General features: G+C 45.9%; 21 protein-coding genes and 2 riboswitches. All 21 genes read left to right on the top strand.

Annotated elements, in window-relative coordinates; translation table 11 throughout:
• Positions 1-77: 77 nt before the first annotated feature.
• The 21 genes from B6K08_RS01755 (at position 78) to B6K08_RS01655 (ending at position 22,282) form a co-directional block, all read left to right on the top strand.
• The gene (locus B6K08_RS01755) at positions 78-836 is read left to right on the top strand and encodes an SDR family NAD(P)-dependent oxidoreductase (protein ID WP_039208462.1); all 759 of its coding nucleotides are present in this window, start codon (positions 78-80) and stop codon (positions 834-836) included.
• A gap of 119 nt (positions 837-955) precedes the next feature.
• Positions 956-2,071: an MGDG synthase family glycosyltransferase gene (locus tag B6K08_RS01750; RefSeq protein WP_039208465.1), complete on the top strand. Its 1,116-nt coding sequence runs from the start codon at positions 956-958 to the stop codon at positions 2,069-2,071.
• Positions 2,072-2,218: 147 nt separating this feature from the next.
• Entirely contained in the window at positions 2,219-3,253 is a 1,035-nt protein-coding gene (locus tag B6K08_RS01745; protein WP_052212155.1) for a hypothetical protein, read from the top strand.
• A 32-nt stretch (positions 3,254-3,285) separates the two neighbouring features.
• The gene (locus tag B6K08_RS01740; RefSeq protein WP_052212157.1) at positions 3,286-3,591 is read left to right on the top strand and encodes an FtsB family cell division protein; all 306 of its coding nucleotides are present in this window, start codon (positions 3,286-3,288) and stop codon (positions 3,589-3,591) included.
• Between the two features lie 91 nt (positions 3,592-3,682).
• Positions 3,683-4,168, top strand: a complete 486-nt coding sequence (locus B6K08_RS01735; protein ID WP_027397465.1) for a S1 domain-containing RNA-binding protein — start codon at positions 3,683-3,685, stop codon at positions 4,166-4,168.
• A gap of 59 nt (positions 4,169-4,227) precedes the next feature.
• A complete protein-coding gene (tilS, locus tag B6K08_RS01730) occupies positions 4,228-5,643 on the top strand; it encodes a tRNA lysidine(34) synthetase TilS (RefSeq protein ID WP_039208469.1) in 1,416 nt (471 codons plus the stop codon).
• 1 nt (position 5,644) lies between these two features.
• Positions 5,645-6,181, top strand: a complete 537-nt coding sequence (gene hpt, locus B6K08_RS01725; protein ID WP_039208472.1) for a hypoxanthine phosphoribosyltransferase — start codon at positions 5,645-5,647, stop codon at positions 6,179-6,181.
• Positions 6,182-6,308: 127 nt separating this feature from the next.
• The gene (gene ftsH, locus B6K08_RS01720; RefSeq protein WP_039208475.1) at positions 6,309-8,306 is read left to right on the top strand and encodes an ATP-dependent zinc metalloprotease FtsH; all 1,998 of its coding nucleotides are present in this window, start codon (positions 6,309-6,311) and stop codon (positions 8,304-8,306) included.
• A 91-nt stretch (positions 8,307-8,397) separates the two neighbouring features.
• On the top strand, positions 8,398-9,369 hold the full coding sequence (locus tag B6K08_RS01715; RefSeq protein ID WP_039208478.1) for a biotin--[acetyl-CoA-carboxylase] ligase: 972 nt from the start codon (positions 8,398-8,400) through the stop codon (positions 9,367-9,369).
• A gap of 29 nt (positions 9,370-9,398) precedes the next feature.
• Positions 9,399-10,163 (top strand): type III pantothenate kinase, encoded by a 765-nt coding sequence (locus B6K08_RS01710; protein WP_080325219.1) that lies wholly within the window; start codon positions 9,399-9,401, stop codon positions 10,161-10,163.
• Positions 10,164-10,166: 3 nt separating this feature from the next.
• Positions 10,167-11,123, top strand: a complete 957-nt coding sequence (gene dusB / locus B6K08_RS01705; RefSeq protein WP_039208483.1) for a tRNA dihydrouridine synthase DusB — start codon at positions 10,167-10,169, stop codon at positions 11,121-11,123.
• A gap of 20 nt (positions 11,124-11,143) precedes the next feature.
• Positions 11,144-12,547: an aminopeptidase gene (locus B6K08_RS01700; RefSeq protein WP_039208484.1), complete on the top strand. Its 1,404-nt coding sequence runs from the start codon at positions 11,144-11,146 to the stop codon at positions 12,545-12,547.
• A 26-nt stretch (positions 12,548-12,573) separates the two neighbouring features.
• Positions 12,574-14,037, top strand: coding sequence for a protein O-GlcNAcase (locus B6K08_RS01695; RefSeq protein WP_052212159.1), 1,464 nt, complete (start codon positions 12,574-12,576; stop codon positions 14,035-14,037).
• Positions 14,027-15,181: a cation diffusion facilitator family transporter gene (locus tag B6K08_RS01690; protein WP_143254803.1), complete on the top strand. Its 1,155-nt coding sequence runs from the start codon at positions 14,027-14,029 to the stop codon at positions 15,179-15,181. Before B6K08_RS01695 ends, B6K08_RS01690 begins: the two co-directional genes overlap by 11 nt.
• Positions 15,182-15,267: 86 nt before the next feature.
• Positions 15,268-15,442: riboswitch (cobalamin riboswitch) on the top strand.
• Between the two features lie 494 nt (positions 15,443-15,936).
• Positions 15,937-17,352: a GntP family permease gene (locus tag B6K08_RS01685; RefSeq protein ID WP_080325218.1), complete on the top strand. Its 1,416-nt coding sequence runs from the start codon at positions 15,937-15,939 to the stop codon at positions 17,350-17,352.
• Positions 17,353-17,379: 27 nt separating this feature from the next.
• Positions 17,380-17,573: riboswitch (cobalamin riboswitch) on the top strand.
• Positions 17,574-17,708: 135 nt separating this feature from the next.
• A complete protein-coding gene (locus B6K08_RS01680; RefSeq protein WP_080325217.1) occupies positions 17,709-18,704 on the top strand; it encodes a sirohydrochlorin cobaltochelatase in 996 nt (331 codons plus the stop codon).
• A gap of 88 nt (positions 18,705-18,792) precedes the next feature.
• A complete protein-coding gene (locus B6K08_RS01675) occupies positions 18,793-19,410 on the top strand; it encodes a MotA/TolQ/ExbB proton channel family protein (protein ID WP_039208449.1) in 618 nt (205 codons plus the stop codon).
• A gap of 2 nt (positions 19,411-19,412) precedes the next feature.
• Entirely contained in the window at positions 19,413-19,823 is a 411-nt protein-coding gene (locus B6K08_RS01670; RefSeq protein ID WP_039208436.1) for an ExbD/TolR family protein, read from the top strand.
• Position 19,824: 1 nt separating this feature from the next.
• The gene (locus B6K08_RS01665; RefSeq protein ID WP_052212150.1) at positions 19,825-20,649 is read left to right on the top strand and encodes an energy transducer TonB; all 825 of its coding nucleotides are present in this window, start codon (positions 19,825-19,827) and stop codon (positions 20,647-20,649) included.
• A 29-nt stretch (positions 20,650-20,678) separates the two neighbouring features.
• Complete coding sequence (locus B6K08_RS01660; RefSeq protein ID WP_039208433.1) at positions 20,679-21,545, top strand: ABC transporter ATP-binding protein; 867 nt, start codon at positions 20,679-20,681, stop codon at positions 21,543-21,545.
• Positions 21,545-22,282, top strand: a complete 738-nt coding sequence (locus B6K08_RS01655) for an ABC transporter permease (RefSeq protein ID WP_039208431.1) — start codon at positions 21,545-21,547, stop codon at positions 22,280-22,282. The genes B6K08_RS01660 and B6K08_RS01655 overlap by 1 nt, the downstream gene beginning before the upstream one ends.
• Positions 22,283-22,299 lie beyond the last annotated feature (17 nt).

Here is a 22,299-nt window from a genome sequence, read left to right as displayed (position 1 = left end):
CTGGCTGCCGCAAATTTCTGAGGCAGCCTTTTTGTTGCCTTCCGTTGGGAGGGACTGGATAAAGGAATCCTATAGTTATGAATAATAAAACAGTTTTGATTACTGGCGGTACATCGGGAATCGGTTTGGCCACCGCCATTAGATTTGCGGGAAAAGGATATAATGTGGTTTTGCTGGGACGGGATACTGACCGGGGGCTGCGGGCTGTAAAGTCTGTTATGGAAAAGGTCAGTGGTGCAAAATGCAATTATATTCCCTGTGATGTAAGAAAAATAAATGACTGTAAAAATGCTGTGGAAAAGGCAGCAGAGCTTTACGGCTCCATTGATGTGCTGGTTAATTCTGCAGGGGTTTACTTCGAACAGGCCATTGAGGACATGAGTGAGGATGATTTTGACCTCATTATGGACATCAATGTTAAGGGAACATATTTTATGACTCAGCAGGTGGTTGCGGAGATGAAGAAAAAGAGCTCCGGGGTGATAGTGAATATTTCATCTGATGCGGGGGTCCATGGTAATATGCTGTGCAGTGCCTACTGTGCATCCAAGGGGGCTGTTAATTTGTTCACCAAGGCCATGGCTTTGGAGCTGGCCCCATGGAATATTAGGGTCAACAGCGTGTGTCCTGGAGATGTTATGACCCCTCTTACAGAGAAACAGTTGGAGCAATATCCTGACAGGGAAACTGCTCTGAAGGAAATGAAGTCCGTTTATCCTTTGGGGAAAATCGGCACCCCTGAGGAAATCGCCGGGGTTATTGAATTCCTCTGCTCTGATGATGCAGCCTTTGTTAACGGTGCCATCTGGAGTGTTGACGGAGGAATTACAGCTTAGTGCAAAATGTTGATACTTTTTTGGCGGTGTGATACAATGAGCCTTATTAAGCGGGAGTTATTTAACTTCCGCTTAATTTAGTCGAATTTTTTTGCACATATTTAAGGAGGTACTGGTGCATGAAGCCAAAGGCTAAGTCCTTTCTCATTGTAACGGCGTCTGTGGGCTCAGGCCACGAAAAGGCGGCAGCGGCAGTGGCTGAAGGCATAAAAAAACAGCATCCTGATGCTGTCATAAATATTATTGATTTCATGTCCGTAAAGACCTCCTGGGTAAATGCTTTTATGAAGAGCTGCTACCTTAATATGCTGTACTTTGTGCCGAATCTTTACGAGTTTATGTACCAGTTTACCGCCGGCAAAAAGAAGGGCGGCTTTGTAAAATGGGCCATGAGCTCCGTTATTGTGTATTCCATGAAGACACTTATAAAAAAATACAGGCCGGATACCATTATCTGTACCCATCCATTCCCTGCAGATGCAGTGTCCCATCTCTTGGAACATAAAAGGGCTGACTTTGATTCCTGTGCCATAATTACAGATTATTCTGTTCATCAGATGTGGGTTTGCCCAAAGCTGAACCACTATTTTGTGGCCATTGATTCCATGCGGGAGCAGCTGGTGGAATTTGGTATCAGCAAGGATATTATTCACGTCAGTGGCATTCCCGTTTCAGAGCCATTTTGCCACAGCTATGACAAGGTATTGTGCCGTCAGGAGCTGGGCCTTGATACGGATATGCCTGTGGTCCTAATGATGGGAGGCGGTCTGGGCCTTGGTGGGATGGACGCCGCCATGGACCAGCTGGAAAAAATCAAAATGAAATTACAGCTGCTCGTCATAGCCGGCCGTAATGAAGACCTAAAGAAAAAGGTGGACGTCTTTGCTGCAAAATCCCACCACAATATTATAACCTGGGGATATACTGATAGGGTGCCGGTTATGATGGCTGCCTCTGATATCCTCATAACCAAGCCTGGCGCCCTGACCTTAACAGAGGCTATGTCCTTGGGATTGCCAATGGTGCTTCATGAGCCGATACCAGGACCGGAGACGGATAATGCCCGTTTCATGTCCGAGGGGGGCATGGCTGTGTGGCTTCATTCCGGGGACAGCCTTTCCAAGATAATTGGTGATTTGTTGGCCCATCCTGAAAAGCTGGAGCAAATGAGCCAAAATTCCTTGAAATACAGGCGTACTGATGCTGCCAAAGAAATTGCCCAGCGCATGGGCTAAGATAAAATCAAAATTTTCAGTATTTTAGATTTATTTTTCATGCTATAATAAGTGTGAAAAGCTGTCTGGAAAAATCTGGATAGTTTCTATTTTTCTCTTTTTGCTGTTTTCATTTAGTTACACTATAGAAAGTGTGTGGTGGTTAATTTGGCAGTTACCGCATTAGAAAGTGGAGAAAACGGTGCTCTTTTGTGCCCAGAGTGCAAAAGACCCTTAGTGTATAAAGATGGTGGCCAGGTACGGGTAGTGGATGGCAAGGTGGATTATGAGAATATTAAGCCTCGCCATGTGTGCTTTTATTGTCAAAAGTTCTACAGAGAAATGCTTCATTCCGGATATTATGATGTCTTTGATTTGGACGATGAACTGAAGGAAGAAGCAAAGACCTTGCATCTGGATATTCCGGGGACTGACGAGGAGTCTGGGGAAAAATCATCTAAGGATGTTGAAAATGTTGTTCGTCTTATTAAGGGGCGGGGTGGCAGCTATAATTGTCCCCGTTGCAAAAATACCCTGCGCTGCACCGAAGGTGGTGCCATAAGAGTCATAGGGGATAAGGTGGATTACGAAAGCATTAAGCCGAAGTTTATATGTGATAGTTGTAAGGTGTTTTATCGTGAGCTTCTTACCTCTGGTATGTATGATACCTTTCCATTGGAGGAAGAGGACCAGCAGGAACAGCCACAGAAGAACACCGTTACGGATATTAATCCGGTGGTGGCCCTTGCCAAGAATGGCTCCGGCCATTATCTCTGTCCTGCTTGCAATCAGGAGCTGGAATTTTCTGATGGGGGCCAGGTGCGGGTAGTCAATGGCAAGGTGGACTATGAAAATGTTAAGCCACGTTATATATGTCGTCGATGTGAGACCTTTTACCGTGAGCTGTTAAGCTCAGGCCTTTATGAGAGATTTGATTTGGAGGAGCTGACTCTGCCACCGGAAAGAAAGAAGATTATCGGAACCGGTGATTTGGAGCCTATGCAGCTCAAAAGGGACGAAAATGGCAATTGCTCCTGCCCTCGCTGCGGTGCCAATATGAGGTATCTGGAGCCGGAGGCCGTTAAGATTATTAATGGGCGTGCTGACATGAGAGATACTGTGGCCCGATTTGCCTGTGATGAGTGCAGCTCCATCTATAGGCGCATTGCCACAACGGATTATTATCAGTGGAGTGAAAATTAATTGATGATTAAGAACCAGAAAGGAGGACGTTTGTGAGCAGGACAAGATTACATAGTGCAAGGCCTCAGAGGCGTCAGATTAACTGGTTCGTTATTATAATGGCCCTTATGTTTTTGCTGGCAGCCTTTAAACTGGGTGAACAGGCTTTTACCTATCATGATCTGAGCCAGGACAAGGTTCAGGCGGAGGCAAGGCTTAAGGCGGCTCAGGAGGAAAATGAACAGCTGCAGCAGGAAAAGGAGCAGCTGGTTGATCCTTCTTATGTTGAGAAGCTGGCCAGAGAGGATTTGGGCATGACCAAGGACGGGGAAATTCCTTATATTTATCAAAAAAAGTAGGTACTCCCAGGCCTTGAAATTCTTGACACTGTAAGAAACAGGATAGTATAATAACTTGTGTTAGTGTTATATTATCTAAGGAGGAAGTATTTTGTCCATTGAAGTTGGTAGTATTGTTGAAGGCGTTGTCTCCGGCATTACTAATTTTGGTGCTTTTGTTAACCTTCCAGAGGGTAAGGTTGGCCTTGTGCACATATCTGAAGTAGCAGATGTTTATGTAAGTGATGTTAAGGAATTCCTGAAAGAGCAGGATAATGTAAAGGTCAAAGTACTTTCCGTTGATGAAAAGGGAAAGATTGCACTTTCCATAAAACGCGCTCAGGAAAAGAAACCAGAAGAGCAGCAGAGTTTCGAAAAGAAGCCTTTTGAAAAGAAGAATTTTGAATCTCGTCCTGTATCCAGCAAGCCTGCTGGTGGATTTGGCCGTAATGCCGGTGGCAGTCGTTTCAATAATGCAAATGCATCCTTTGAGGACAAGCTGTCCCGCTTCCTTAAGGACAGTGACGAACGACTCACTGATCTTAGCCGTAAGACAGATTCAAAACGCGGTGGCCGTGGCGGTGGCCGCAGAAGATAAAAACAGACTTTTTAAAAGCACCTTTAATAAGGTGCTTTTTTGCTTTATGGAGGGTAATTATGACATTGGAAAAACGCCTAACAGAATACTGGCAGTCTAATTCCCTTACAGAGCCAGGAAGCACTGTAATAGTGGCCTGCTCCGGCGGACCGGATTCTTTGGCCTTATTGGATATTTTATGGAGCTTGAAGGAAAAGCTGGCTATTAAGGTGGTAGCTGCACATTTTGAGCATGGTATAAGAGGACAGGCTTCCAAGGACGATGAGTCCTTTGTGAAGAATTACTGCCTTGAAAGGGAAATCTCCTTTTATTCAGAGTCAGCTAACATCCCAGAGCTTAGCAGGGCAAGGGGAGAGTCTCTTGAGACCTGTGCCAGACAAATGCGATATGCATTTTTGAACAGACTGGCCGTTGAATTGGGGGGAGCCCTTATTGCCACAGCCCATCATGGTGATGATCAGGCGGAAACCGTATTGATGCATCTATTACGTGGGACTGGACTTAACGGGCTTACGGGAATTTTGCCAAAGCGGGGAAATATTATTCGCCCATTATTGGACTTTACCAAGGCAGAGCTGGTGGAATATTGTCATCATCAGGGCCTTTCGCCGCGGCATGACGCCACCAACGAGGAGACTGACTGCACCCGTAACAGGCTGCGTCTTCAATTGCTGCCTTTATTAAAGAAGGAATATAACAAAAATATTACCCGTAGCTTGTGCAATCTTGCGGAAACTGCCTCGGCTGAGGAGGAGCTGCTGCATGAGCTTACCATCAAGGCAGAGGAGAGGCTGTGTCAGCTTGATGGGCGGGGAGAAAATAGCTATAAAATTAAAATTTCTGATTTTATAAAGGAGCCGCTGGCTATCAGACGGAGGCTAATTCAGCAGATGGTCAGCAAGATAAGTCACGGCACGGCCCTTTCATTTCAGCATATCGAAGCAGTGCTGGAGCTTATTGACAGAAATGCTACCGGAAGCTCACTGAATCTTCCAGACAGATGTACTGCCAAAATCAGTTATGATTTTTTTTATTTATCAAAAAAAACTGAAAAAATTTTGACAAGTCATGGTACAATAGAAGGTACACCATATAAAATTCTTAAGCTGGGGAGTTCTGTAGTCTTGCCCTATGGTGATACTATTTCTGCTTATGCAGCTGATTCTCTGGAAGGAGAGAAATCCTTTTCCAAAAATAAAATATATTGTGATGCCGCAAAGTGCGGTACAGAGCTTATAGTGCGTTACCGTCATGATGGTGACAGAATCAGATTTGAGAATGGCAACAAAAAGCTGAAGGATTTTTTTGTAGATGCAAAGGTGGAACGGAGCAGTCGGGACAGGGTGCCTTTGGTGGTCAATAGCTGTACAGGTGATATCATCTGGGTGGCTGGACTAAGGCAAACAACTGTGGCCCTGGCTGATAAGGATACAAAGCAGTATATAATACTTTCTTATGACAAAGGAGAAGAATAAAATGGAAAAAGATTTGGAAAGTGTAATGTTTGATGAAGAAACTATTGCAGCAAAGGTTGCTGAGCTTGGTCAGCAGATTGCCAAGGATTATGAGGGCAAGGATGTTGTTGTGGTAGGTATCTTAAATGGTGCAGCAGTATTCTTTACTGACCTTATCAGACAGATTAAACTGCCAATCAACATTGATTTTATCGCGGCCTCCAGTTATGGCGATGCTGCTGTGTCCAGCGGCAAGGTTAATATTAAGAAGGATTTGAACAAGGATATTGCCGGTCGTCATGTGCTTTTGGTGGAGGATATTATTGATTCCGGCATTACCATGAACAATCTTATGGCTCTCCTTCGTGAACGCAAGCCAGCCAGCGTTAAGCTGTGTGCTCTCCTTTCCAAGCCATCCCGTCGTCAGGTGGATGTAAAGATCGACTATTGCGGCTTTGAGGTTCCAGATGAGTTCCTGGTGGGCTATGGCCTGGATTATGCTGAGAAATACAGAAACTTGCCTGTAGTCGGTGTTCTTAAGAGAGAAATTTATTCATGATATTTTCATGATACTGTAAGATAATCTTTCAATGTGATATAATTATGAGTTGTGAAGATTGTAATACCATTTACCATTGGTTGAATTTTTATTTCACCAGGTTATTGCCTTTTTAGGGGGTTGAGGTTTGAATAAGTTTATCCGTAATGTGGGTTTTTACCTACTTATCATTCTGGTTGCTATATCATTAATTGATTATTTCTCTGCCAAGGGTCCTTCCAAGATGGAGATGAATTATTCATCCTTTGTACAGGAGACCAATGATGGCAAGGTAGCAAAGGTAGTTATTGTTGAAAATATCATTAAGGGTACCTTAAGTGATGGTACCGAATTTACTACCGTGTTGCCTACTTATCCTAGTGAGAACAGTGATATTATCAAGCTGCTCTCCGATAAAAATGTAGATATTAAGGCGGAAAATCCGCCAGAACCACCATGGTGGTCCACCCTGTTGTCCTCTGTATTGCCTATCCTTCTCTTGGTGGGTGTATGGTTCTTTATCATGCAGCAGAGCCAGGGGGGCGGCGGCAAGGTTATGTCCTTTGGTAAGAGCCGTGCAAAAATGAGCGGTGGCGACAAGGTTAAGGTTCGCTTTGATGACGTGGCTGGTGCTGATGAGGCGAAGCAGGAGCTGGAGGAAGTCGTAGAATTTCTGAAGCATCCGGGCAAGTTTAATCAGCTGGGAGCCAAGATTCCAAAGGGCGTACTTCTCTTTGGTCCTCCGGGTACTGGTAAAACCTTGCTGGCCAAGGCTGTTGCCGGTGAGGCGGGAGTACCTTTCTTCTCCATCAGTGGTTCCGATTTTGTGGAAATGTTCGTAGGTGTTGGTGCTTCCCGTGTTCGCGATCTTTTTGATCAGGCCAAGAAGAACTCACCTTGTATCGTATTTATTGATGAGATTGATGCCGTAGGCCGTCAGCGTGGTGCGGGCCTGGGTGGTGGCCACGATGAGCGTGAGCAGACCCTTAACCAGATGCTGGTTGAGATGGATGGCTTCGCTGCCAATGAGGGCATTATCATTATTGCGGCTACCAACCGTCCTGATATTCTGGACCCTGCCCTGTTGCGTCCAGGCCGTTTCGACCGCCAGATTGTGGTGGACAAGCCGGATGTTAAGGGCCGTGAGGCTATTCTGAAGGTTCATACCAAGGATAAGCCGGTGGACAAGGATGTTGATCTTAATGTATTGGCAAGACGGACTCCGGGCTTTACTGGAGCAGATCTTTCCAATCTTGTAAATGAGGCGGCACTTCTTTCTGCCCGCCGTGACAAGAAGACCATTGCCATGCAGGAAATGGAGGAATCCATTGAGCGTGTAATGGCTGGCCCTGAGCGTAAATCCAAGGTGATGAGCGACAAGGAAAAAAAGCTTACCGCTTATCATGAGGGTGGTCATACTTTGGTAGGTATGCTCCTTCCAAATGCTGACCCTGTCCACAAGGTTACCATTATTCCTAGAGGCAGAGCTGGTGGCTATACCCTTATGCTTCCTAAGGAGGATCGCTCCTATGCTACCAGAAGCGAGCTTCTGGATCAGCTTAAAACCCTGCTGGCAGGCCGTGTGGCTGAAGAAGTAGTGTTGAAGGAAATCAGCACTGGTGCCCAGAATGATATTCAGAGAGCATCCCAGCTTGTAAGAAGCATGATTACCCAGTATGGTATGAGTCCCACCCTTGGTCCGGTGGCTTACGGCGAAAGCCGTGACCATCAGGTGTTCTTGGGCCGTGACATAAACAATCAGAGAAATTATTCTGAGAATGTGGCCAGCGATATTGATAAGGAAGTTCGTAAGTATATTGAGGAGGCTTATGAAGCCTGTCGCGTACTTCTTACTGAAAATATCGACAAGCTCCATGTCATTGCTGAGGCACTCATTGAGAAGGAAACCTTGGAGGCTGCCGAGCTGAAGGAGCTGGTTGGCTTTGGTAATGTCACCGAAAAGGAAGAGGCTGAAAAGAAAACGGAAGAGCCTAAGGATGACGACGATGAGCCAAAGCTGATTCCTTTGGAGCCAGTGGAGCAGACCCCTGTTCAGGGCGATGCTTCTACTGAAAAGGATGAGGACGAGGTGGAGGTTCCTTATACAGAACCGGAACCAAAACTGAATAGTACCACTGAAAAATAACGAGGTTTATTATCCATAGGGGGCTGAAGCATGAAATCATTAATGCAGCAGCCCCTTTTGATGGTTTTATGGAAAAGTGAGGTTTAATTTTATGCGACAGGGGATTTTGGGGCTTTTGCGGGCTGCCGGTGACTCATATCTCTCTGGTGAGGAAATCGCAGAGAAGCTGGGAGTGTCCCGCACGGCTGTATGGAAGCATATAAATGAATTAAAGGCTGCTGGTTATAATATTGAAAGCCAGGCCAGAAACGGCTACAAGCTGGTGGGAGCCCCTGACAGGCTTCTTCCGGAGGTTATAAGCCATGGTCTGGGCAATAAAATAATTGGAAGCAATATAGTGGCCTTTGAGGATATAGCTTCAACAAATACAGAGGCCAAGAGATTGGCAGCTCAGGGGTCCCCGGATGGGACCATAGTGGTGGCGGAAAGCCAGAATACGGGAAAGGGCCGACTGGACCGTAGCTTTTTCTGTCCTAAGGGGGGCATCTGGTTTTCTGTTATATTAAAGCCGGATTTTCTTCCCCAGGAGGCACCAAAGTGTACCCTTATGGCAGCGGTGGCCATCGCTGAGGCCATGGAAAAAGTGGGGTTAAGGGCTGGAATAAAATGGCCAAATGATATATTATATCAAGGTCGGAAGCTGGTGGGGATTCTCACTGAGATGAGCGCAGAAATCGACCGTATAAATTACGTGGTAATTGGCATGGGGATTAACGCTATTATTGATCCCAAAATATTCCCCGAGGATATAAAGGATAAAGCCGGTTCCATGTCCATGTTTTTGGGAGATTTTGACAGGGTGGCCTTTTTCCAGGAGGTACTCAGACGTCTGGAAGTGCACTATCTGGATGTGAGAAGAAGGGGCTTTGCGGGCGTTCTTGACAGTTGGCGACGCCTGTCCATAACCTTGGGGGAACAAATCAATGTTTTGGGCATCAATGAAACCTTTGCCGGGGAAGCAGTGGATATTGATGAGGACGGGGCTCTGCTGGTGAAGCCTGAGGGCAGTGAGGAAATCCGCAAGGTTTACGCCGGAGATGTATCCATTCGTCCAAGAAAGTAAGTTAGTTAAATGAAAGTGTGGAGGCAAGTATGCTTTTAGTAATAGATATTGGCAACAGTAATGTGGTATTGGGAACCTACGATGGCAAGAAGCTGTATCGTCATTGGCGTGTATCTACAGAGCGTCAGAAAACCAGTGATGAGTACGGTATGGAAATCAACAACCTCTTTTTGTATCACGGTATCAAGATGGAGAATATCACAGCCGTCATTATTTCCTTAGTAGTACCTCCATTGGTGGTGCCTATGGAGAAAATGTGCGAGCGCTACTTCCATTTAAAGCCTCTTATTGTGGGTCCTGGCATTAAAACTGGCATTCGCCTGAAATATGAAAATCCTCGTGATATCGGTGCGGACCGTATTGTAAATGTGGTGGGTGCCTACGAGCAGTACGGCGGACCACTTATTGTTATTGATATTGGTACTGCCACCACCTTTGATGTGGTGGATGAAAACGGCGACTTTTTGGGCGGTGTAATTTCCACTGGCCTTGGTACCTCTGCAGAAGGCCTTTTCCAGAAGGCAACCAAGCTTCCAAGAATTGAGCTGGTAACCCCAAAGAATGTAATTTGCCGTAACACGATTACTGGCATGCAGGCCGGTATTATTTTCGGCTTTGTGGGCCAGATAGATGAAATTGTGCGCCGCATTAAGCAGGAGTATGGCAAGCCTATGAAGGTCATTGCCACCGGCGGTTATGCCAAAATGATTGCCAAGGAATCCCAGACAATTGATGCAATCGACCATTTCCTTACGCTGACGGGTCTGCGGGTTCTCTATGAAAGGAATCAGTAATTAATGAAAATTGGAAACTTTGAATTCCCTATCCCTGTATTTTTGGCTCCTATGGCAGGAGTAACGGATACTCCGTACAGAATATTGGCTCGGGAAATGGGCTGTCCTTTGGTATATTCCGAGATGGTCAGTGACAAGGGAATTAACTACCGCAACGAGCATACATTGAAAATGCTTCACACCGAGGAGGCTGAGCGGCCTATGGCCATGCAGCTTTTTGGTGCGGAGCCTGACAGTGTGGCTCGGGCGGCTGAATATATAGAATCTCTTGGTTGTGCCGATATTCTTGACTTTAATATGGGCTGTCCGGCTCCTAAAATCGTCAAGAACCATGAGGGTTCAGCCATGATGCTGGATCCGGAGCGGGCCTTTAAGGTGCTGAAAGCCCTTGTGGGAGCAGTAAGTATGCCCGTTACCGTAAAAATGCGTATTGGCTGGGATGAGAATCGCATAAATGTGTTGGAAATGGCCAAGCTGGCAGAGGAAGCGGGAGTAAAGGCTGTGGCAGTACATGGCCGTACCCGTGAGCAGTTCTATCGCGACCATGCCAACTGGAGAATTATCCGCAAGGTTAAGGAGCATCTGAACATTCCTGTAATTGCCAATGGCGATATCAGAACGGTGGATGACCTTATAAAAATAAGAGAAATAACTGGCTGTGAGGCGGTTATGGTAGGTAGGGCAGCCCAGGGCAATCCTTGGATTTTCCGTCAGCTTACCCAGTATTTAAAGACCGGGGAACGGCTTCCGGGACCAACCATGGAGGAGCGTAAGGAAATTATTCTCCGCCACCTGGATATGCTGCTGAAATTCAAGGGAGATTATGTAGGCCCAAGGGAAATGCGCAAGCATGCCACCTGGTACACCAGAGGCATAAAGGGTAATGCTGAGCTCAGAGTACTTTTCAACAAGGCCGAAACCAGAGAAGACTTCTTGCGTATTCTCGCCAAAATGAAATAAATTATATAAGGAGGATAATCATGGCTAAAGATAAGCAAAAAGACGAAAAGAAGACTCCGATTTGGAACAAATATACTGAAGCAGAAAAAAAAGCCCTGCATAAGCTCAACGAAGGCTACAAAAACTTTTTGAGCCAGTGCAAAACCGAGAGGGAAAGCGTGGTTGAGGCTGTAAGGCAGGCTGAAAAGGCAGGCTACAAAAATCTTGATGACATCATTAAATCCGGGAAGAAGCTCTCTGCAGGGGATAAGGTTTATGCAGTCTGCATGGGCAAGGCTATTGCCATGTTTAATATCGGGACTGAATCTCTGGAGGAGGGTATGGCCATTTTGGGTGCCCATATTGACACCTGCCGCCTTGATTTAAAGCAGCATCCATTATATGAATCCGATGGCATGGCTTATTTTGATACCCATTATTACGGCGGTATCAAGAAATACCAGTGGGTAACCCTGCCATTGGCCCTTCATGGTGTGGTGGCACGTCTTGATGGCAGTGTACAGGAAATCGTCATCGGCGAGGATGAGGGGGATCCTGTATTCTGCGTAACTGATCTTCTCATTCACTTATCCCAGGAGCAGATGGAAAAGAAGGCCAGCAAGGTGGTAACTGGTGAAAATCTGGACATTCTTATTGGCAGCTATCCATTAAAGGGTGAGGAAAAGGATGCAGTGAAGGCTGGTATTCTTAAGCTCCTTAAGGATAAGTACAATATTGATGAAGATGATTTTATTTCCGCTGAGCTTACCATGGTTCCTGCCGGCAAGGCAAGGGATTTGGGCCTCGATCGCAGTATGGTACTGGCCTATGGCCATGATGACAGAGTATGTGCCTATACCTCCTTGGTAGCCATGCTTGAAACCAAGAAGGTTAAGCGTACCTCCTGCTGTCTGCTGGTAGATAAGGAGGAAATTGGCTCTGTAGGTGCCACTGGAATGCAGTCCCGTTTCTTTGAAAACACCGTGGCAGAGCTGCTTCATGCTTTAGGGGGATATAATGCCATTTCCCTGCGCCGCTGTCTGGCCAACTCCTGGATGCTGTCCTCTGATGTAAGCTCCGCATACGACTCCCTTTATGCCTCTGCCTTTGACAAGAAGAATGTGGCATATCTGGGAAAGGGAATGGTATTCAATAAGTTCACCGGCCGTGGTGGCAAGTCCGGCTCCAATGATGCCAGTGCAGAATACCTTGGCAGAATCCGTGCCATTATGGAAAAGCACAAGGTTGCCTTCCAGACTGCCGAACTGGGTCGTGTTGACCTGGGTGGCGGCGGCACCATCGCTTACATTATGGCTCTTTACGGCATGAATGTAATTGACAGCGGTGTGGCGGTTCTTAGTATGCATGCTCCTTGGGAGGCCGTAAGCAAGGTCGATGTTTACGAAACCATGAAGGGATATAAGGCCTTCTTGCAGGAAATTTAAAATCGGATTTTCCAGGTGAATGGTATATGAAAATGAAATTCATATTTTTATTGGTGGTATGCTTGATTGTATTATCACAGCTCCCCATAAGTGCTCAGGCAGACAGGGGAAACAGCAAGGCAATTCCACTGCGAGGTGTGGTGGAGGGCTTTTACGGCGTGCCCTGGACCCATGAGCAACGTCTTGATATGCTTAAATTCATGTCATCCAAGGATCTCAATGCCTATATTTATGCTCCCAAGGATGATGAATATCATCGTAAATATTGGCGTCAGCCATATCCGGAGGATAAATACAAGGAATTGCAGGAGCTGACCAAAAAAGCCAAAAAGCTTAATATAGATATTATTTTTGCGGTTTCTCCAGGCAATGACATTGCCTTTTCGGGTCAGGATATGTACGAAGATCGTTATGCCATGATTAACAAGCTGCAGGCCATGTATGATATTGGTATCAGACATTTTGCCTTGTTTTTTGACGATATTCCCACCAAGGATGCCCATGGCCAGGCAGAATTCGTCAATTGGGTAAATGATAACTTCGTTAAAGCCCGTCCTGATTGCAAACAGCTTATTTTGGTGCCTACGGAATATTATCTTCGTGATATGGTCAAGACTGGTTACGTTTCAGACTATACCAGAATATTGGCTGATGAGCTGGAAAAAGATATATTGGTGCTTTATACCGGCGAGGAGGTTTGTCCTGACGGCCTTACGGAGAATACAATTCATCAGACCAATAAAATATATAGAAAGCCTATGGGAATCTGGTGGAATTATCCGGTGACAGATTATCAAAAGGAAAAGCTGGCTTTGGGGCCTCTGGATAAAATGGACAAGGCTATGGACTCAAAGGAGGTTCCCGCCTTTTTTATGAATCCTATGGAAAAGGCTGAGCTATCCAAAATTGCTATTGCCACGGGAGCAGACTTTGCCAAGAATCCCGGCAAGTACAATGAAAGCAAATCTTGGAATATGGCCCTCAAGGAGCAGTTTGGGGATTTGTATGAGCCCATGAGAATATTTGCCAGCCATTCCCAGCGGTTAGAAAATAACTGGGCCCATATTGGACGTCCGGATGCCATCAATTTGCAGGTGCTGTACAAGAACCTTTGGGGCACAGTAACAGGCAGGGATACTATTCCGAAAAGAAAAACCATGGATGCCCTGAAAAAGGACAACCGTAAAAGGGAAAGGGCACTGAAGGAGCTCCATGATGAGCTGCCCAGAAAGTACCTTAATGAATGCAAGCTTAATTTGGAGCAGCTTCAGACCCTTACTGAGGCTGAAAAATACGCTTTGATGATATTGGATAAGAAACCATCTGAACTAAAACAACCGGAGCTGTATAAAAAATTCAAGGAAGCAAAAGCCAGATATACGCAGTATGTAGCCTATGCCAGAATTTCCGATGAGGCCATCTGGAGGTTTGTAAAGGATTTTGATGCTTGGTATGTGACCAGTGTAGGGGTTGATAGTAGTGCTGACTGATGTTCTCATTAAAAGATTTGTAAAAAACAGCGAACAGATTAACGATACTACGGTGCGTACCAGCTATGGCTACCTCAGTGGTGGCGTTGGCATAATGGTGAATGTAATTCTCTGCCTGATAAAGCTGTTTATTGGTTTTGCTTCCGGCTCCATTGCCATCATTGGTGATGCCATACACAATTTGGCTGATGCGGGAGCTTCTGTTATAACCATTTTAGGCTATCGCATGTCCGCCAAGCCGGCGGATCCTGAGCATCCCTTCGGCCATGGCCGCATAGAATACATTGCGGGTCTTATAATAGCGGGGGCCATTTTGGTAATTGGTATTGAGCTGCTGCATTCCTCCGTGGAAAAGATGCTTAATCCGGAGCCAATGGACACCTCCGTAATCGTCATAGTGATTTTAGCCATGTCCCTTATGCTTCAGCTTTGGCTGGGGCTGTTTAACAGGGGACTGGGCAAGCGGATAGATTCACCTGCCATGCTGGCAGCAGCCACTGACAGCCTCAGTGACTGTGTTGCCACCTTCGTGGTTATTATCTGCCTTATTGTTGACCTCACCACAGGCCATGATTTTGATGGTATGGCCGGTATTGTAGTGGCACTCTTTATTATCCACAGCGGCTGGGGGGCAGCACGGGATACTCTGCAGCCCCTTTTGGGTGAACCGCCTGACCCTGAGTTTGTTCGGGCCATTACCCGACGCACCCTGGAGGAAAAGCAAATATTGGGAGTCCATGATGTCATAGTGCATAACTATGGACCAGGAAGAATATTCGTTTCCCTTCATGCGGAGGTTCCTTCGGATATGAGTCTTATGGAGGCTCATAACATCATAGACAGTCTGGAGGAATCCATTAGGGATGAATTCAAGGTTTCCATGACCGTTCATGTGGACCCTATGGTGGTGGGTGATCCGTTACAAAATGAAATCAAGGAGAAGCTCTATCATATTGTGGCCTGTGTGGACCCTCTGATTACTTTCCACGATTTCCGTCTTACTTCCTCCGGCAGGATACTTTTTGATCTGGCTGTGCCATACAATTGCACATTCACTGATGAGCGTATAATTGAAATGGTGGAGGAGGATATCCATAAGGAATATCCGGACAAGGAAGTAACCATACAGATTGACAGATTGTGACATATTTTGAAATAAAATGAAAAAATGTGTTATTTACTGTTGACACTTTTTACCTTAAGTGCTAGTATCATATTTGTAAGATGAATTAAATAATGATTGGAACAGGTGCCGAAAGGCCTAATAGAGAAGCTGGTTAAATGCCAGCACGGTCCCGCCACTGTATCAGGGAGCGAGTCACAATTATGTCACTGGATTTTATCTGGGAAGGCGTGATGAGCGATGATCTGGAGTCAGGAGAACTGCCTGTTTAACAATCACCGTTTGACCTGCGAGTGATGGGGATGGGGATTTAGCAACGTAGATTGTTTAAATCCTGGCTGAGTGTCAGGATTTTTTATTTGTATTGCCTAAACCTTTCGCTTTCAGGTTACTGAATAAGTCGAAAGGTTTTTTCTTGTGGTTTCAGCGCTGCAAGGAAAAGCATTGCTCATACATTTCATTTCATTCATTGGTTGCCTTGTGCAACACTAGCTTTCGGATAGGTGGAGCTATCCGAAAGCTATCTTTCTTTTAAATGTGGATAATTGAAAAAATGTAAATAATAGTTTGAACAAAAGTTTAAAAGCATAGTTATAATAACCAATGGTTATAATTAACAGCGAAACATGAAAAAAATACATAATTTCTAAAAAATTAATACCTACTGTTAAGTTTATCTTGACATTTAACTTTCAGACTGTTTTAATATAGAAGCTGACTCTAAAACAATGAGTCGTTAAATACAATTATCTAACAATTTAGGAGGAGATTTTGTAATGGACACAGCAATAATTCTTATTGCGCTTATCGGTCTTATGTACATGGCATATCGTGGTGCTTCCGTAATTTTGGTTGCTCCCCTGTTTGCCGTAGTTGCTGCACTTGGAAGTGAGCATGCAGTTTTACCAATATTCAGTGAGCTTTATATGACAAAGGCCGCTGAATATGTAAAGAATTACTATCCAATCTTTCTGTTTGGTGCTGTTTTTGCCCGTCTTATGGAAAAGGGTGGCATGGCAGCATCTGTTGCAGGCAAGATTATTGAAATTTTAGGTGAAAAGCGTGCGGTACTGGCAGTGCTTTTAGGTTGCGGTGCTTTGACCTATGGTGGTCTTTCCGTATTCGTAGTAGCATTCGTTATGTATCCCTTCGGTGCTGTAGTATTCAAGCAGGCTGATATTCCAAAGCGTCTGTTACCGGCCGCATTATGGATGGGTATCTTCTCCTTTGCAATGGTTGCTTTACCTGGTACTCCACAGATTCAGAACATTATTCCTTCTTCCTACTTCGGTACCTCCACTTGGTCCGGTGTGGGCATTGGAGTGTTCGCCTCCCTGGTTTTCCTTCTTATGGGCTGGGGCTGGATTTCCTTCCGTGCCAAGCGCCTTAAGGCTGCTGGTGAGGGCTATGGCCGTCATATTGAGTTTGGTCAGAGACGCCACAAGCTCCCTAATCCAAATTGGAAGGTTTCCTGTGTTCCACTTTTGATGGTTATTGTTCTTAACGTTATTCTTTCCAACCCATTCGGTTGGGAATGGGGCTTCCATTGGGATCAGAATTCACTGGAGTCCCTGGGGGGACTTAAGCTGTCCCTCTTGGCTCAGTCTGTAGCCAAGATTTCCGCTGGCTGGTCCATCAGTATTTCCCTGATTCTCAGCTCTATTGTGGCTGCTTTTATTGCCCGCCGTCATCTTCGCCTTCAGGATGGTATGCTCCCTACCATTAATGGTTCCGCAGTATCCTCCTGTAGTGCTGTACTGAATGTTGCTTCCGGCTATGCTTTCGGTTGCGTAGTTGTAAGCCTTGGCGGTTTCGCTGTTATCAAGGATTTCCTTTTGAATCTTGACTTCGGTGGCGGTCCACTGTTTTCCGCAGTGCTTACCACTAACGTAATGTGCGGTATCACCGGTTCCGCATCCTCAGGTTTGACCATTGCCCTTTCCATGCTGGGTGAGCAGTGGGCTCAGATGGCCACTGCAGCTGGTATTCCTCTGGAGGCTCTCCATCGTATTGTGGCAGTTGCTTCCATCGGTATTGACCCAGTTCCACATGCAGGTGCTCTCGTTACTCTGCTGGCAATCTGTGGTCTTAGCCACAAGGAATCCTATGCTGATATCATCGTACTGATGGGTATGAAGTTCCTCGTACCTTTCCTCTGTATACTGTTCTACATGATTACAGGTATTGCTTAATAGAAAAAAATGCAATATACTATACCTAGTTAAATATTTGGAACAGGTGCCAAGGCCTAGTTGCTAGGCTGGCCTAACATGAGAAACCGGTTAAAGGCCGGTACGGTCCCGCCACTGTATCAGGGAATCAGGCGTTACTATATGTCACTGGAGTATTCTGGGAAGGCAACGCCACGGTTATGATCTGGAGTCAGGAGAACTGCCTGTTGAACAATCACCGTTATTACCTGCGAGAGATAGGAAGGGGATTATTTACAGGTTCTCATGGATTTGTGAGTATTAAGCTCTTTCGCGAGTATTCGCGGAAGGGCTTTTTATTTTTTAAAATTTTATTTATAAAGAGAGGTAATTAAATCATGAAGAATTTAAAGAAAATGGTAGCATGCTCTTTGGCTTGTGCCGCATTATTCGCAGTGAACGTAAACAGCTCTGAGGCTGCTTATGCCCTGAATCCAGAGGTTACCACTGCAACTACTGCTTTGAAGAACGCTTCCCAGATTGGCGTAATGGTGAACGAGAACAAGGCACTGGCTAACAAGGCCAACAAGGATGCTATCGTAGTAATGAGCTTCGGTACTACCTACAAGGAGAATCGCGACAAGACCATTACCCAGACTGTGGCTGACATTCAGGCAGCTCATCCTGGTGTAAAGGTTGTTACTGCTTTTACTTCTCACATTATCATTGATCGTATCAAGGCCAACGAGGGCATTACCTATCCAACTCCTGAGGAGGCTCTGGAGCAGCTGAAGAAGGAAGGCTACACCCGCGTAGCTCTCACTACTTTAGATGTAATTCCTGGTATGGAGTATTCCTATGATGTTGCTGTATTCCATCAGTACAAGAACGACTTCAAGAAGATGACCATGGGTACTTCCCTCATGTACTGGATGGGCCAGGAGGAGCAGCGTGACGATATTATCGAGACCATGAACGCATTTGCTACCCAGTTCCCTAAGACTGGCAAGGAGGATGCAGTTCTGATTCTGGAGCATGGTACTCCACATCCTGCAAATGCTTACTATACTGTAATGCAGAACCGTCTGAACCAGCTGGGCTATGACAATGCTTACATCTACACCGTAGAGGGCTGGCCTTCCCTGGAGACTATCATTCCACAGCTGAAGGCAAAGGGCATCAAGAATGTAACCCTTATGCCTATGATGATGGTAGCCGGTGATCATGCCAACAACGATATGGCAGGTGACGAGCCAGATTCCCATAAGTCTATTCTGAAGGCTGAGGGCTTCAATGTTAATACCTACATCCACGGTCTCGGCGAGAATAAGGCAATCCGTGGCATCTACGTTGAAAGAGCAAATGAAGCTTGGGATGCTTTGCAGGCAAAATAATTTTGTTTAAATTTCATGATTGAAGCAGTACCCCCTTGGTTGTGATATACTAAGGGGGTAATGTTTTTTGTGCAAGGGGGATTTTTTCGTGGAACTAATAATGACTGGAATAGATTTTTTTCATAAAGGCGGCCCTGTAATGTATTTATTGCTGCTTTGCTCCATGTTTGTGGTGGCTATTGCCATTGAGCGCAGTATGTATTTTAAGGCCAAGGATCCTGGTCGCAGCTTTGCCCGTAGCTTTGCGGATATGCTCAGCCAGGGAGACAGAAACGGGGCTGCTGAGCTGGCAAGCTCAACCAAGGGCATAATTCCTTCCCTTTTGTCCAAGGGAATGGCCTTCACAGGTGATGAAAATGTGCCTCTTACCACATTTTTTGAGGTACAGTCCGGCATAGCCCTTACTCGTTTTCGCAAGCGCCTTTACTATTTAAATGTCATTGTTACCATGGCACCACTCCTTGGACTTTTAGGTACCATCAGCGGTATGATTTCTGCCTTTAGCGTGTTCAATCTGGAGTCTGGCCAGGCCGGTGCCATCACTGGCGGTGTTGGTGAGGCCCTTATTGCTACTGCCATGGGACTTTGCACCGCTATTATTGCTTTGGCTGTTCATGCCTATTTTACCCAGCGCATTGACAGCATCGTTTCCGATATGGAGCAGTGCTTCTCCCTGGTGGAGGGTATGGCAGAGGAGCGTGATTGATTATGCGCATACGTGATCGTCATGATTTTGACAAGCCTGAGGTAATGATTATACCAATGATAGATATTATGTTTTTCCTCCTGGTATTTTTCATGCTCAGCACTCTTTACATGGTTAATCTAAAGACGGTTCCCGTTAATATGCCAAAGGCCCAAAGTGCGGAAACTCAGATGAGTGTCAACTATCTTGTAACCATGAAAAGCGATGGCTCCCTGTGGCTGGAGGATAAGCTCATCGGGGAGAAGGAGCTGATTGCCAAGGCAAAGGCGGAAAATGCCAAAAATCCGCGGTTTGCAGTGGTGGTAAGGGCAGACCAGAATCTGGATTATGGTATGGTCATCGGCCTTTTGGACAAGTTTAAGGCTGCTGGTATTACTAAATTCGGTTTGGCGGCGGAGTCTGGAGGTAATTAATATGAATCCGGACAAAAATGATTCAGACGAAAAACGTGAGTACCGGGCCTGGCTGGGGTCCTTGGCTATTCACGTGGTTATATTTGCCATTGTATGCTTCACGGGACTCTTTGTTGTGGTATCACCTCCCAAGGAGCAGCCCTTGGATGTAAGTCTTTATGATGCAGACGCTGGGGGCGGCAATCGTGGTGGAGGGGCAGCTGCTGCGGCGGCCGCACCGCCACCGGCACCAACGGCCCCGGCTATTGACGATGTGGTGCTGGACAAAAAGAAGGAGGAGCTTCTGCCTAAAATAGAAGAATCCTTCACCAAGGAACCGGAAAAGCAGGAGATATTTAAAAAGGAACACAATGCTCCCACGGCTCCGGCGGTAGTCACTTCTCCAAATGGAGAGGGAAATGGCACTGGCGACAGCCTTTCCCCTAATGGTGGAAATGGCAGTGGCGGAGAAGGCAACGGCACTGGCAGTGGTCCATCGGGGAATGGCAACGGTGGCACTGGAAATGGCACTGGAGATGGCCCCGGAAACGGAGATGGTAACGGCAAGCGCCCGGCCATAGCTCCTACCCTTATAGAAGCACCTGAACCAGTGTATCCTGAAAGCCTTCGTCAGCGTAATATTAAGGGACAGGTTATCGTTCGCATTGTGGTGGGAACTGATGGTGAAGTGATGAGCGCAGATATTGAGTCCTCCTCTGGTTATGGAGAAATGGACCAGTCTGCCCTTAATGCAGCCTGGGGATATCGTTATACTGTTGCTTACAATGAATATGGTCAGGCTGTTCCTTTCCAGAAAAGGGTAAGAATTACCTTTAAATTGCGATAATATAGTATTTTTTTACGGAGTACCCATTTATGATAAAGATTCAAGGCCTTATAAAGGAATTTCAAGTAAAAAATAAAGATAAGAAAACAGTTACCAAGCGGGCAGTGGATAATCTTTCCCTTCATGTAAAGCCAGGGGAGATTTTTGGTATTTTGGGGCCAAATGGTGCCGGAAAAACCACCACTATTCGCATGCTTACTATGGAAACTAAACCTACCCTTGGAGAAATTTATTATAATGGTGAATCCATCAAAAAAAATCCGTTGGAAATAAAAAAACTCATTGGTGTGGTGCCACAGCATATTAATTTTGACAACGACCTTACTGTAGGGGAGAATATGGAGCTTCATGGACGCCTTCACCACATGAGCTCTGAAAAGCGCAAACAGCGCATTCAGGAAATGCTGGAATTTGTGGAGCTGGGGGATACCATTAATCGTATGCCCCGTTCTCTTTCCGGAGGTATGAAGCGTCGTCTTCTTATTGCCCGTTCCCTTATCCATGAGCCTAAGATTCTCTTTATGGACGAGCCTACCGTGGCCTTGGATCCCCAGGTGCGCCGTCGTATTTGGGAGCTTATCAGAGCTTTGGCGGGGAAGGGAACCACGGTTATTATTACAACCCATTACATTGAGGAGGCGGAGGCTTTATGCAATCGGGTGGCTATTGTGAACAAGGGAAAACTGATTGCCATTGATACCCCTGAGGCCTTTTGTAAAAGCCTGGGACGGATTACGGTGGAATGGGATGATGTGGATGGGCATCAGTATCAGTTCTTTGAAAGCCGTCAGGAGGCGGCAGCCTTTGCGGGAACATTGGAGCATGGGGCACATATCAGAAGAACAAATCTGGAGGATGCCTTCATTGAGCTCACCGGCAGAAAGGAGGGGGTATAATGCTGCAGGATATTTGTACCGTCTTTTGGCGTGACTGGGTGGTATTGAAACGACGTCTGCCAAAGTTTATCCTTAGCCGCATGGTGGCCCCTATGCTGTATTTGGTGGCCTTTGGCTGGGGCTTGGGGCGGAACATCCAGGTGGGCTCCGGCTCATATCTGGATTTTTTAGTACCTGGTATTATGGCCTTAAACTCCATGAATATCAGCTACAACAGCCTTACTCCTCTTTGTACTGAGCGTATTTATCACAGAAGCATTGGGGAATATATAATTGCTCCTATGCGCTTTAATGCCTTTATTATCGGCAAGATTTTGGCAGCTGTGCTGCGGGGACTTATTTCCTCCGCTATTATTATGATTTTGGCACTGGCCTTTGGGGCAAATCTCAATATTACTCCGTTGTTTGTGGGGATTCTCATATTAAATTGTGTAATATTTGCCGAGGTGGGATTTTTCGCCGCCATGAAAATGGACAGCTATGAGGAGCTGTCCCAGGTGAATACCTATGTGCTGTTGCCCATGTCCTTTTTGTGTGGTACATTTTTCAGTACGCGGACCTTGCCGGAGGTTCTTCGCTGGTTCATCGATGTGTTACCACTGACCCATACCTCCTATCTTTTAAGAGGGATTTCCACCCAGAGCCCCGTGGCTTTGGAGTCAGTTGCGGTGTTGGTGGTTTATGCTATAATAGGTTTTATATTAGGCAACAAGGCCTTTCGCGATCAGTTAAAGTAAATTGTAGGCCTATTCAG

Source organism: Anaerovibrio lipolyticus DSM 3074, assembly GCF_900141865.1.
GTDB lineage: Bacteria > Bacillota > Negativicutes > Selenomonadales > Selenomonadaceae > Anaerovibrio > Anaerovibrio lipolyticus.
Note: the sequence above shows the minus strand (reverse complement) of the source record. Positions and strands in the feature narration are given on the sequence as shown.